The 12,884-nt window shown below is 62.3% G+C and carries 9 protein-coding genes; 1 reads left to right on the top strand and 8 read right to left on the bottom strand.

All coding sequences use genetic code 11. The features are described from left to right. Positions 1–49: 49 nt before the first annotated feature. The 8 genes from mdtD to betI form a co-directional block, all read right to left on the bottom strand. Positions 50–1,477, bottom strand: coding sequence for a multidrug transporter subunit MdtD (gene mdtD, locus JFT44_RS02785; RefSeq protein ID WP_198830335.1), 1,428 nt, complete (start codon positions 1,475–1,477; stop codon positions 50–52). Between the two features lie 36 nt (positions 1,478–1,513). Next, positions 1,514–2,404 carry an alpha/beta fold hydrolase gene (locus JFT44_RS02780; RefSeq protein ID WP_198830334.1) on the bottom strand — a complete coding sequence of 297 codons (891 nt, stop codon included), beginning with the start codon at positions 2,402–2,404 and terminating at the stop codon, positions 1,514–1,516. A gap of 255 nt (positions 2,405–2,659) precedes the next feature. Then, positions 2,660–3,976 (bottom strand): TldD/PmbA family protein, encoded by a 1,317-nt coding sequence (locus JFT44_RS02775; RefSeq protein WP_128593310.1) that lies wholly within the window; start codon positions 3,974–3,976, stop codon positions 2,660–2,662. Next, complete coding sequence (locus JFT44_RS02770) at positions 3,976–5,418, bottom strand: TldD/PmbA family protein (RefSeq protein ID WP_170059550.1); 1,443 nt, start codon at positions 5,416–5,418, stop codon at positions 3,976–3,978. Before JFT44_RS02770 ends, JFT44_RS02775 begins: the two co-directional genes overlap by 1 nt. Positions 5,419–5,545: 127 nt before the next feature. Next, the gene (locus tag JFT44_RS02765) at positions 5,546–6,241 is read right to left on the bottom strand and encodes an RraA family protein (RefSeq protein WP_029297314.1); all 696 of its coding nucleotides are present in this window, start codon (positions 6,239–6,241) and stop codon (positions 5,546–5,548) included. Between the two features lie 246 nt (positions 6,242–6,487). Continuing rightward, positions 6,488–8,188, bottom strand: a complete 1,701-nt coding sequence (gene betA / locus JFT44_RS02760) for a choline dehydrogenase (RefSeq protein ID WP_057440344.1) — start codon at positions 8,186–8,188, stop codon at positions 6,488–6,490. 124 nt (positions 8,189–8,312) lie between these two features. Beyond that, entirely contained in the window at positions 8,313–9,785 is a 1,473-nt protein-coding gene (betB, locus tag JFT44_RS02755; RefSeq protein WP_057444317.1) for a betaine-aldehyde dehydrogenase, read from the bottom strand. A 111-nt stretch (positions 9,786–9,896) separates the two neighbouring features. After that, positions 9,897–10,490 (bottom strand): transcriptional regulator BetI, encoded by a 594-nt coding sequence (betI, locus tag JFT44_RS02750; protein ID WP_057440248.1) that lies wholly within the window; start codon positions 10,488–10,490, stop codon positions 9,897–9,899. A gap of 378 nt (positions 10,491–10,868) precedes the next feature. Between betI and JFT44_RS02745 the strand changes: the two genes are divergently transcribed. Next, a complete protein-coding gene (locus JFT44_RS02745) occupies positions 10,869–12,806 on the top strand; it encodes a BCCT family transporter (RefSeq protein ID WP_225923893.1) in 1,938 nt (645 codons plus the stop codon). Positions 12,807–12,884 lie beyond the last annotated feature (78 nt).

Below are 12,884 nucleotides of genomic sequence, written 5' to 3'. Positions count from 1 at the left end.
TGTACCAGCCCCGTGGGAATTTCCCTGCAAGTTCTAGACGAGACGCCGCCTAATGCTCAATGTCGTGCTCGCGGCTGACCACTCGTTTGCCGTCTTTTGGCGACAATTGCAGGAAGATCGCCGCCGCCAGCATCGCCATGATGCCCACGGTGAGGAACGTCAACTGGAACGCCTCGAGCACGGTGTTGAGCCCATCGTTACCGGCTTGGGCAGTAAACCCGCCAAGCAGCGCACCGGCGCAGGCCACCCCCAGGCTCAGGGCCAGTTGCGCCACCACCGACAGCAGACTGTTGCCGCTGCTGGCCTGGGCATCGTCGAGGTCGATCAGGGTCACGGTGTTCATCGCGGTAAATTGCAGGGAGTTGATCGCCCCCAGTACCGCGAGCATCGCCAGCAACAGCGGGTAGGGCGTCTGTTCGCTGACCAGGCCCATGCTCGCCAGCATCATGCCCAGCAGCAGGGTGTTGCCGGTGAGCACGACGCGATAGCCCAGGCGTTCGATCAACGGCCGGGCGACCGACTTGGCGACCATCGCCGCTGCCGCCAGGGGCAGCATGCTCATCCCGGCCTGGGACGGCGAGTAACCCAGGGCGATCTGCAGCAGCAACGGCACGAGGAACGGCAGGGCGCCGCTGCCCAGGCGCGCGAACAGGTTGCCGAGAATGCCCACGGCAAAGGTCCGGGTCTTGAACAGCACCGGCGAGAACAGTGGGTTTTCGATATGCCCGGCGCGCAGCCAGTAGGCCGCCAGGCACGCCATGCCACCGAACAGCAACAACATCACGCGCAAGTGCGGCAGGTGCAGCTCGCCCAGGCCTTCCATGGCAATGGTGATCAGCACCATTGCCGCGCCAAACAGCAAAAAGCCCAGGCTGTCGAAGCGAGTACGCTCGCTGCCGCGCAGGTCGGGGATGAATTTCCACACGGCGTAGCAGCCGATCATGCCCACCGGCAGGTTGATCAGGAAAATCCAGTGCCAGGTCAGGTACTGCACCATCCAGCCGCCCATGGTCGGGCCGAGCAGGGGGCCGAGCAGGCCGGGAATGGTGATAAAACCCATGATCCGCACCAGCTCCGAGCGCGGGTAGGCGCGCAGCACCACCAGCCGGCCCACCGGCAGCATCAGCGCGCCGCCCAGACCCTGGATCACCCGTGCGCCCACCAGCATGCTCAGGCTGCTGGACAGGGCGCACAGCAGCGAGCCGATGCTGAACAGCATGATCGCGCCGAAGAAAATCTTCTTGGTGCCGAAACGGTCGGCGATCCAGCCCGAGGCCGGGATCAGCAAGGCCACGGTGAGCATGTAGGCGATGATCACGCCCTGCATGCGCAGCGGGTTTTCCGCCAGGTCCTCGGCCATGGCGGGCAGTGCCGTGTTGAGAATCGTGCCGTCGAGCGACTGCATGAAGAAGGCAATCGCTACCACCCAGGGTAACCAGCGGGCGGTCTTGGCATCGAGCACGACACGATTCGGCATGAGATCCCTTTTTGTTAGCAGGCTATGGGTTGCCGATTATGCGCCAACCTCTGCCGATTTTCCCACTGGCGGTTCGTCTATATCAGCGATGGCCACGTCCTTGCCCACCAGGAAGTCGAGCAGCGCGCGATGCACCGCCAGCGCCGCCTCCCGCGACTCCAGGTCGAGCAAATGGCCGGTGTGCTCGGCGCTGGCAAAGCTGCTGCGGCCCACGTATTGCTTGAACAGTTGGGCTTCATTGGCCGGGGTGTATTCGTCCAGCGTGCCGTTGAGAAAATGCACTGGGGTTTCGATCTGGCGCAATTGCGGCAGGTAGTTGCCATCGCCCAGGGCAAGCACCTGATGAATATGAAAGCGCGCCTGGCGGTACTCGGTGGTGGCCATGGTCGACAGGTGCCGATGGTTATTGCGCTTGAGCCGGCTGGAGAGGAATTTGCCGACGGTCTCATTGAGCAAGTGGCCGACGGCAGACTTGTCATCGGCCTCGATCAGCACCCGCACTCGCTCCACATATTCGAGCATTGCCGGGTTGAGATTGGGCGCCAGGGCCATCACCACCGAGCTTTCGATGGAAGGCGGGTTGCGCGCCAGGGTCAGCAGGGTCGAGATGCCACCCCAGGAGGCCGACACCAGGTGGTTGACCTGGAAACGCTCCACCAGCGCCCGCAGGATCTCGACTTCGTCGTCCTTGGTCACCAGGTCCAGATCAGTGTTGTGGGGGCGCGAATAGCCGGAAAACGGCAAGTCGAACATCAACACATTGAAATGCTCGGCCAGGCACTTGCTGGTGCGGGCGAATGAGCGGGTGGTGGACAGCGCGCCGTTGACCAACAGCACGGTCTTGCGTTGCGGATCGTTACCCAATTGCTCTACGTGAACGTTGTAGTGCTTGAACAACTTATCAATGACAAAACTTCCTTGGTACATGTCAACGCTCCGGCTCGCCCAGTCCCGGGCGAGGTCATGCATCATTTGCGAACAAATGGGTTGAGAGTGGCGGGATGCCACTAACCGTTATAACGAGGTTTTCGAGCGTCGACAACAGTCCGCCAACCAACGGGATGCTGCCAGGGAAGGTTCATCAGAACCCAGGGTATTCCCCTGTAGGAGCCAGCTTAAATTGTGGCAAGGCGCGCGCTTGTTGTGGCGAGAAGCCCCCTCGCCACAGCACAAGCCGGGCGTTTACAAGGTCAGGGTCAGGCGTTTTACCAACGCGCCCGGCAGCAGGTTGGACGAGGTGTTGCGCTCGCCATAGGTGCTGGCCGACAGCAGCAACTCGCGCTCGGCGGTCAGCGCTTCCAACTGCGACCCCAGCAGGTGGTAGACGCTATCGTCAAAGCGCATGGTGCTGACCGGTGCCTTGATCTCGCCGTCTTCGACCCAGAACGTGGCGAAGCGGGTCATGCCTGTCAGGCGCGCCGCCGGCTGGTCGGAGTAGTTCAGGTACCACAGGTTGCTGATATACAGGCCGGTGCCCAGTTGCTTGAGGATATCGGCCTGGGCCAGGCTGCCGGCGGCCATCTGCAAGGCGCTGGGGGACTCATCGCCGCTGGCGCCGTTGGTGCTCAAGCCGTATTCGGCGGCGCTGCGCGAGTTGACCAGTTGCCCTTGCGCCTGGCCATTGGCGATCAAGGTCACGTCGCTGCGCGGGTAACCGTCCCGGGAAAACGCCGGGCTCAGGGAGCCGGTGATCTGTTCGCCCATGCCCACCAGCGGGCTCAGGGCCTGGTCGCCAGCATACAGGCGCTGCAACGGGCTGCCCTTGCTGGCGATGGCCTGCGCAGAAAAACCACCCCAGGCGAGCATGCCGATGATTTCTTCCATGGCCGCCGGTGCCAGGTAGGCGCGGTATTGGCCGGGCGCCAGGGTGTGCAAGGGCCGGCCAAGAAACTCCAGTTGTTCGCGGGCTTGCTGCAAGCGCTGGGCAAATGCCGCGCTGTCCCAGGCATCGCCGGCGTAGCTGGCCTTGACCGCCTCGCCATTGGCATGGAACAGACTGAAATCAAAGTTGAAGCTATTGGCCTGGTGCCAGCCAAAAGCCCCCGACGAGCTGGCGAACCCGCGGCTGATCGGCCCGGCGGCATAGATGCCGACCAGGTCGAAACCTTGGGCGCCCTGGCTGATTTCGCCCAGGACTTGATCGAGGTCCGGCAGCGCCTGGGCCTGCTCGCTGCTGTTTTGCCAGGCCGTGTGATTGAGTAGCAGGTAAGGATCTTTGGGCAGCAAGGGCAAGGTGTCGCGCAATTGCTGCAGGCCCTCGGCCAGGCGCTGGCGGTCCACCTCGGGGGCGCCGGCCAGGGTGATGGCCAGGTCGGCGTGCCGGCCATCGTTGATCAGCTTGAGGTTGACGCTGGCCTGCTGTACCTGGCCGGCCTGGCGCACCTTGGCGTGGTTGAAACGCACGAATTCGGACGACTCCGCCGCGTAGCCCAGATGAAACTGTTCCCCATCGGCGATGGCCTGCTTGAGCCATTCCACCAGGTCCTTGAAAGCCTTCATCAGGCGTCTCCCCCAAACACATCCACATCGCTGAAGACACACGCCGGCGATGCATGGCCGACGCGGATCACTTGGTTCGGCTCGCCCTTGCCGCAGTTGGGCGTGCCCAGCACCTTGAAGGTGCTGGCATCGCCCACGGCACTGAGCTTGCGCCAGAACTGCGCGGAAATCGCCCGGTAGTTGGGGTTCTTCACCACGCCCTTGAGTTCGCCGTTCTCGATCAACTGGCCCCACTCGCAGCCGAACTGGAACTTGTTGCGCGCATCGTCGATCGACCAGGAACGGTTGGTCGACATCAGGATGCCGTGCTCGATGCCGCCGATCAGTTGCGCCAGGCTCTGGTCGCCAGCCTCGATATTGAGGTTGGCCATGCGGTCGATGGGTGCGCGGTTCCAACTGCTGGCGCGGCTGTTGGCTACGCCGCCCATGCCCGAGCGGTACTGCGACAGCGCCCCGCCCAGGGGCTTGAGCAGCAGGCCGTTACGGATCAGGAACTGCTTGTTGGCGGGCGTGCCGTCGTCGTCATGGGCGTAGCTGGCCAGTTGCTCGGGAATGTCCGGGTCAAAGGTCACGTTGAGCAGGTTGGAGCCGTATTGCAGGTGCCCGAAGTCGCTGGCCTTGACGAAGCTGGTGCCGGCGTAATTGCGCTCGTCGCCGAGAATGCGGTCCAGCTCCAGCGGGTGGCCGATGGATTCATGGATCTGCAGGATCATCTGGTCGGGCATCAACAGCAGGTCGCGCGGGCCCTGGGGCGTGTTGGGGGCCAGCAGCAGTTGCAGGGCCTCGTCGGCCACCCGTGGCGCGGCGCCTACCAGGCCGAAGCGGCTGATCACATCAAAGCCGCCTTGCTGGCCAAAGTTGCTGCCACCCAGGGTGCGGGTCTGGCTGTCGTTGCCGTGGTAGGCGGTCACGTTGACGCCGGGGAACACAAAACGCTGGGCCTGGCGCAGTTGCGCGCCGGCGCTGTTGAGGTAGATCTGTTCAACGTGGGTGGTGCCCAGGCTGACTTCCCAGTTCACCAGGCGCTCGTCCCTGGGCACGGCCGCTGACTCTGCGCCGAGCAGTTGGTAGCAGTCGCTCAGGGACGGGAAGGCTTGGTCGAGCTCTGGCGACAGGTAGTCGGCGATGTCGCTGGACACCGGCTGGTCGCGCAGGTCGAGCAGGGCGTGGGGCTTGATCCGCCGGGCCTGTTGTTCGGCACGCTCGAGGGCCGCTTGCAGGCCGGCCAGGGAAATATCGTGGGTGGCCGCGTAGGCTTCGACACCGTTGAGGCGCACGGTGAGCATGGCGCCTTCGTCGCGGCCCAGGTGCGGCGGTTCGGCGACATTCTTGCGTACCGACAGGTACTGGCCGGACTCGCGCACGTAGCGCAGGGAGAAAAATTCGGCGCGGGTGCGCAGGGCGGCGAAATGTTGTTTGAGTTGCGGGTGTTTGTCGAACATGGGGCCTTCCTTGTGGGCGGTGATGGCTTTGAGGGCCCCATCGCAGGCAAGCCAGCTCCTACCTTTTGAATGTGCTCACAAATCAAAATGTGGGAGCAGGCTTGCCTGCGATGCTTTTGCCTTGGCTTTAGACCGGGCAACCCTTGGCGCGCAGGATGGCGTCAAAGCGGTCAGGGTCCAGGGTGCCAGCTTCGATGGCAGCCAGTGTGGCTTTCTCGCGGGCCAGCAGGTCATGGCAGCGCACCAGCAATTCCGGCAGTTCGCTGCGCGAGGCGGCGACCACGCCGTCGCCATCGCCGATCATCAGGTCGCCAGGGGCTACCAGCATGCCAGCGCAGGAGATCGGCACGTTGATCTCGCCGCCGCCGTCAGTGCTCGGGCCACGGTGTACGCCGCCGATGGCGTAGGCCGGCAGTTCGCCGGTCTGCCATTCGTCGAGGTCGCGCAGGGCGCCGTTGATCACCACACCGACAATGCCAGCCTTCAGGGCCATGGCGCGCATGATGCCGCCGAACACCGCGCGGGTCAGGTCGGCGCTGCCGTCGATCACCAGCACATCGCCCGGGCGGGCCATCTGCATGGCTTTGAGAATCATCAGGTTGTCACCGGGGCGCACCCGCACGGTGAGGGCGCTGCCGAGCATCGGTGCATTGCCGTGGAAGGCTTTCAGGCCCAGGCCACCGACGTTACGGCCCAGGCAGTCGCTGACGGCCGCCGCCGGGATCTTGCTGAATTCCTTCAGCCATTTTGGGTCCAGCGGTTCAACGTTTGGATTGATCAGGAAGCCGGTAGGCCATTTGCTCGAAGAAACGACATCAAACATGAGAAAGCCTCGTGGCCAGGCAGAAGCCGGCGTGTCGGTAGGAAGGTGAAACGTTTGCGCGAGGGACTAGATTAGGCCGGCGCGGGGGGTGGGATCAAGGGCGGGGCAGTGTAGGAAGAGTCTGGGAAGATGGGTGTTGGCTGGTCGGGTCTTATCGGGAGCAAGCCCCCTCCCACATTTTGATGTGTGAATACGTTCAAATGTGGGAGCGGGCTTGCCTGCGATAAGAGCGCCGCGGTGTAACGGTTACTGCGCGGTCGGACCCACTTCACGCAACGGCTTGCCACGCACCGGCGCATCGCCGGCCACGTAGTAGTCCGCGGTGCTGCGCGGCAACTGGCGGCCACGCATCTTGTCGGCGATTTTTTCGGCGATCATGATGGTTGGCGCGTTCAGGTTGCCGGTGGTGATGATCGGCATGATCGACGCATCGACCACCCGCAGGCCCTGCATGCCATGCACGCGGCCTTCGCCATCGACCACAGCCATTTCGTCGGTGCCCATCTTGCACGAGCAGGACGGGTGGAACGCGGTTTCGGCGTGCTCGCGGATGAACTTGTCCAGTTGCTCGTCGGTTTGCACGTCGATGCCCGGGCTGATTTCACGGCCACGGAACGCGTCCAGTGCCGGCTGCTGCATGATTTCACGGGTCAGGCGGATGCCATCGCGGAACTCCTGCCAGTCCTGCTCGGTGGCCATGTAGTTGAAGAGGATGCTCGGGTAGTCCCGTGGGTTCTTCGACTTCACTTGCACGCGGCCACGGCTCGGCGAACGCATGGAGCCCATGTGCGCCTGGAAACCGTGCTCTTTCACACCGTTGCTGCCGTTGTAGTTAATCGCGACCGGCAGGAAGTGGTACTGGATGTTCGGCCATTCGAATTCTTCACGGGTACGGATAAAACCGCCCGCTTCGAACTGGTTGCTGGCGCCGATGCCGGTGCCGTTGAACAGCCATTCGGCACCAATGGCTGGCTGGTTGTACCAGAGCAGCGACGGGTACAGCGAGACCGGCTGGGTGCAGGCGTATTGCAGGTAAAGCTCCAGGTGATCCTGCAGGTTTTCACCGACGCCTGGCAGGTCGTGGACCACCGGGATGTCGAGGCTTTCCAGGAGTTTGGCCGGGCCTACACCGGAACGTTGCAGCAATTGCGGCGAGGCGATGGCGCCGCTGCATACCAGCACTTCTTTGCGCGCGCGGGCTTCAACACGCTCTTCGGCGGCACCGATCAGGTAACGCACACCGACCGCACGCTTGCCTTCGAACAACACTTTGTCGGCCAGGGCATGGGTGACGATGGTCAGGGTCGAGCGCTTCTTGGCGGTGTCCAGGTAGCCACGGGCGGTACTGGCGCGACGGCCGTTCGGCGTCACGGTACGGTCCATCGGGCCGAAACCTTCCTGTTGGTAGCCGTTCAAGTCTTCGGTACGCGGGTAACCGGCCTGCACGCCAGCTTCAACCATGGCGTGGAACAGCGGGTTGTTACCGGCTTTAGGCGTGGTCACGCTGACCGGACCTTCGCCACCGTGGTAGTCGTTCGGGCCGATGTCGCGGGTTTCGGCCTTGCGGAAATACGGCAGGCAGTCGAGGTAGCTCCAGTCTTCCAGGCCTGGCAGTTTTGCCCAGTTGTCGTAGTCCATGGCGTTGCCACGGATGTAGCACATGCCGTTGATCAGCGACGAGCCACCCAGGCCCTTGCCGCGACCACATTCCATACGACGGCCGTCCATATGTGGCTCTGGATCGGTTTCGTAGGCCCAGTTGTAGCGGCGGCCTTGCAGCGGGAATGCCAGGGCGGCGGGCATCTGGGTGCGGAAGTCCAGGCGGTAGTCGGGGCCGCCGGCTTCCAGCAGCAAAACGGTGACGCCTTCGTCTTCGGTCAGACGGGTCGCCAGGGTGTTACCGGCGGAGCCGGCACCCACAATGATGTAGTCGTATTCTTGGGACATAAATGCACCCTCTTTGGAGTTGGTCAGGTCGGGCCCCATCGCAGGTAAGCCAGCTCCCACAATCAAAATGTGGGAGCCGGGCTCGCCCGCGATAGCGGCCCCGCAGGCAATACAGAACTCGGGTTTAGAACACCGAGGCGTAGTCGCCCAGCTCAACCTGTACCGATTTGATGCGGGTGAAGTTGTTCAGCGAGCTGATGCCGTTCTCACGGCCCACACCCGACTGCTTGTAGCCGCCAACCGGCATTTTCGCGTCGGACTCGCCCCAGGCGTTGATCCAGCAGATACCCGCTTCCAACTGATGAATCACGCGGTGGGCGCGGTTCAGGTCCTTGGTCACCAGGCCCGCGGCCAAGCCGAAGTCGGTGTCGTTGGCACGACGGATCACTTCTTCTTCGGTCTCGTAGGTGAGGATGCTCATCACCGGGCCAAAGATTTCTTCACGCACGATGGTCATGTCGTCGGTGCAGTCAGTGAACACGGTCGGTGCCACGAATGCGCCCTTGGCGAAGTCGCCGTCGGTCAGGCGGTCGCCGCCGCACAGCAGGCGTGCGCCTTCTTCCTTGCCCTTGGCGATGTAGCCCAGCACGCTTTCCATGTGGGCGAAGCTGACCAGTGGGCCGAAGTTGGTGTTTTCGTCTTCTGGGTTGCCAACGCGGATGCGCGCAACACGCTCAACGATCTTGGCTTCAAAGGCGGCTTGCAGGTGCTTTGGAATGAACACACGGGTGCCGTTGGTGCAGACCTGGCCGGAGCTGTAGAAGTTGGCCATCATCGCGGTGTCGGCGGCGCGATCCAGGTCGGCGTCGTCGAAAATGATCAGCGGGGATTTGCCGCCCAGTTCCATGGTGACGTCTTTGAGCGAGGAGCTCGAAGCGCTGGCCATGACCTTCTTGCCGGTGTCGGTGCCGCCGGTGAAGGAGATTTTCTCGATGCGTGGGTGCTCGGTCAGCCAGGTGCCGACTTCACGACCGCTACCGGTCAGAACGTTGAACACGCCATCCGGCACGCCAGCTTCGGTGTAGATTTCGGCCAGTTTCAGGGTGGTCAGCGAGGTGACTTCGCTTGGCTTGAAGATCATCGCGTTGCCGGCAGCCAGGGCTGGGGCGGACTTCCACAGGGCGATCTGGATCGGGTAGTTCCACGCGCCGATACCGGCGACCACGCCCAGCGGCTCGCGGCGGGTGTAGACGAACGAGGTGGTACGCAGCGGGATCTGCTCGCCTTCGATGGCGGGCACCAGGCCTGCGTAGTATTCCAGCACGTCGGCGCCGGTGACGATGTCGACGTACTTGGTTTCAGAGAAGGATTTACCGGTGTCCAGGGTTTCCAGGGCCGCCAGTTCATCGTTGCGCTCGCGCAGGATTTCCACGGCGCGACGCAGGATGCGCGAACGCTCCATGGCGGTCATGGCGGCCCAGATTTTCTGGCCCTTTTCGGCGCTGACCACCGCACGCTCAACGTCTTCGAATGTGGCGCGTTGCACGTTGGCGAGAACTTCACCGTTAGCCGGGTTGATGGCTTCGAAGGTGGCATCGCTGCCAGCGTCGCTGTAGCCGCCGTCAATGTAGAGTTTTTGCAGTTCGAAACGGGCCATAAAGTCCTCGCAAGTGCATAAGTGGTTGGCGTTAACCACCAAAAGGTGCAGCCATAAGGTTCTGGCAACACCGTTCAGTAGCCGTTCAGGGGTTGAGCGTTTATGTGTGCTCTAACTCACCTGCTTGGCCAATTGGAAATCCATGTATTCGTAAGCGATCCGTTGCGCCTGCTCCGTGTCGAAAGCGTCTCCCGACAGGGCGCCGCGCAACCACAAACCGTCGATCAAGGCCGCCAGGCCTCGGGCTGCGCTGCGTGCATCTTCCAGCGGCAGCACACGGCGGAACTGGCAGCACAGGTTGGAATACAGGCGGTGATCGTTGATCCGCTGCAACCTGTGCAAAGACGGGTGGTGCATGCTGGTGGCCCAGAAGGCCAGCCAGGTTTTCATTGCCGGGCCGTTGACCTGGCTGGCGTCGAAGTTGCCGCCGATAATCACTTGAAGGTGCGCCCGCGGGGTGTCTTCCTTCAATGCCTGCCGGCGTTCGTGGACATTCTCGATCAGCACATTCATCAGGTACCGCATCGTTGCGGCGATCAGGCCGTTCTTGTCCTGAAAGTAGTGACTGATGATGCCGTTCGAGACGCCGGCCAAACGGGCGATCAGCGCAATGCTGGCATCCCCCATCCCGACCTGATCTATGGCCGTCAATGTGGCTTCGATCAACTGCTGGCGGCGTATGGGTTGCATACCGACCTTGGGCATGTAGCACCTCTCCTTAGGCCTGCCGACGGGCGTAAACGTTCGTCGGCGTGAAGGCCAGTCTATTTTGTTTTGATTGAACGTTCAATCAACAAAGAATAAGATCTGCGACAAATGGTCGCTGCCTACAGGTATTTCCTACGTGTCGGCAGACGTATCTGACATCCGTAAAAACCCTTGAAACAGCCCATGACAGCGCGTTGCTGGGGTCTGGGGTTTTTCGGGATGTCTTTATAACACCCGTCCGTCGACTGCCGAAAAATCGATGGCGTGGGTCAAGCGCTGCCTTGTGTCCTCTCTCGCACTGCCCGGAGCCTCTGTGCCATGAGTTCTGCCTCTCTAATAAAGACCCCACCGGAAAAAGTGCGGGTCAACGGTTGGGTGTTCTACACCTCTACCGCGTTGATCCTGTTGTTGACCGCCGTTCTGATCATCGCCCCGCAAGAGGCCGGCAGAATGCTGGGAGTCGCCCAGACCTGGCTCTCGAAAAGCTTTGGCTGGTATTACATGGTGGTTATCGCCGCCTACCTGGTATTTGTGGTGGGCCTGGCGTTTTCGTCCTACGGCAAACTGAAGCTGGGCAGCAAGGCTGATACCCCGGACTTCAGTTACGGCGCCTGGGCCGGCATGTTGTTCTCCTCGGGCATCGGCATTTCGTTGCTGTACTTCGGCGCGTCCGAGCCGTTGGACCACTACTTCAACCCGCCCGAAGGCGCCGCCGCCACCCATATGGCCGCGCGCCAGGCGTTGCAGCTGACCTTCCTGCACTGGGGCCTGCATGGCTGGGCGATCTACGCGCTGGTCGGCCTGGCCGTGGCGTACTTCGCATACCGCCATAACCAGCCGCTGGCCCTGCGTTCGGCGCTGTACCCATTGATGGGCGAGCGTTGGGTCAAAGGCGCGGCGGGTCACGCGGTGGACGGCTTCGGCATGTTCGTGACCCTGCTGGGCCTGGTGACAAACCTGGGGATTGGTTCGATGCAAGTGTCGTCCGGGTTGGAAAACCTGTTCGGCATGGAGCACAGCAACACCAACCTGCTGATCGTGATCATCGTGATGAGCACCGTGGCGACCATCGCCGCCGTGTCGGGCGTGGAGAACGGCATTCGTCGCTTGTCCAACCTGAACATCGTGCTGTTCAGCGGCCTGCTGATTTTTGTGCTGCTGTTTGGCCCGACCCTGCACCTGCTCAACGGCTTTGTGCAGAACATCGGCGACTACATGAACGGTCTGGTGCTGAAAACCTTCGACCTCTACGTGTACGAAGGCGATGGTGAGAAGTCCGAGCGCTGGATGGGCCTGTGGACCCTGTTCTACTGGGCCTGGTGGATTTCCTGGGCACCGTTCGTGGGCATGTTCATCGCGCGTATTTCCCGTGGCCGTACGGTGCGCGAACTGGTGGCGGGCGTGCTGCTGATCCCGCTGGGCTTTACCCTGGCGTGGCTGTCGATCTTCGGCAACTCGGCCCTGGACCTGGTGCTCAACCATGGCGCCGTGGAGCTGGGCAAGACCGCGTTGGAGCAACCCTCCATGGCGATCTACCAGTTGCTGGAGTACTACCCGGCGTCGAAAGTGGTGATCGGCGTGTCGATCTTTGTGGGTTTTGTGCTGTTCCTGACGCCGGCGGATTCCGGCGCGGTGATGATGGCCAACCTGTCGTGCAAAGGTGGCAACGTGGATGAGGATGCGCCGCACTGGCTGCGGATCTTCTGGTCGGCGGTGATCACCCTGGTGACCATCGGCTTGCTGTTTGCGGGCAACTTTGAAGCCATGCAGACCATGGTGGTGCTGGCGGGCTTGCCGTTCTCGGTGGTGCTGATCTTCTTTATGTTCGGTTTGCACAAGGCCATGCGCCAGGACGTGGCCATCGAACAGGAGCAGGCGCAATTGGCCGAACGCGGCCGTCGTGGTTTCAGCGAGCGCCTGACTGCCCAGGACCTGCAGCCGAGCCAGGCCGTGGTGCAGCGCTTTATGGACAGAAAGGTCACCCCGGCGCTGGAAGAAGCCGCCGTGGCCCTGCGCGCCCAAGGGCTGGATGTGCAGACGCTGCTGGGTAAATCCAAGCGCTGCATTGGCGTGCGGATCGAGATGGAAGGCAACCCGTTTGTCTACGAGGTGAGCCTGGACGGCTACCTGGCGGCGCCGAGTGAGTCGATCGAGGCCGACGAGGAGCGTGCGCGCTACTACCGCGCCGAGGTTTACCTGCACAACGGCGGCCAGGAGTACGACCTGATGGGCTTCACCCAGGAGCAGATCACCCGGGATGTGCTCGATCAGTTTGAAAGCCATCGGCAGCTCCTTGGCCGTGTCTATAGCTGATGGTTGAAGGCGGGTGGTGTCGTCACTGACACCATCTGGTCAAAATGTGGGAGCGGGCTTGCTCGCGATTGCGGTGTA

The organism is Pseudomonas sp. MF5691 (assembly GCF_016405645.1).
Taxonomy (GTDB): domain Bacteria; phylum Pseudomonadota; class Gammaproteobacteria; order Pseudomonadales; family Pseudomonadaceae; genus Aquipseudomonas; species Aquipseudomonas shahriarae.
Note: the sequence above shows the minus strand (reverse complement) of the source record. Positions and strands in the feature narration are given on the sequence as shown.

Excerpts from the sequence above, each read along its gene's own strand:
- mdtD (WP_198830335.1), bottom strand. The coding sequence starts at position 1,477 with ATGCCGAATCGTGTCGTGCTCGATGCCAAGACCGCCCGCTGGTTACCC.
- JFT44_RS02780 (WP_198830334.1), bottom strand. The coding sequence starts at position 2,404 with ATGTACCAAGGAAGTTTTGTCATTGATAAGTTGTTCAAGCACTACAAC.
- JFT44_RS02775 (WP_128593310.1), bottom strand. The coding sequence starts at position 3,976 with ATGAAGGCTTTCAAGGACCTGGTGGAATGGCTCAAGCAGGCCATCGCC.
- JFT44_RS02770 (WP_170059550.1), bottom strand. The coding sequence starts at position 5,418 with ATGTTCGACAAACACCCGCAACTCAAACAACATTTCGCCGCCCTGCGC.
- JFT44_RS02765 (WP_029297314.1), bottom strand. The coding sequence starts at position 6,241 with ATGTTTGATGTCGTTTCTTCGAGCAAATGGCCTACCGGCTTCCTGATC.
- betA (WP_057440344.1), bottom strand. The coding sequence starts at position 8,188 with ATGTCCCAAGAATACGACTACATCATTGTGGGTGCCGGCTCCGCCGGT.
- betB (WP_057444317.1), bottom strand. The coding sequence starts at position 9,785 with ATGGCCCGTTTCGAACTGCAAAAACTCTACATTGACGGCGGCTACAGC.
- betI (WP_057440248.1), bottom strand. The coding sequence starts at position 10,490 with ATGCCCAAGGTCGGTATGCAACCCATACGCCGCCAGCAGTTGATCGAA.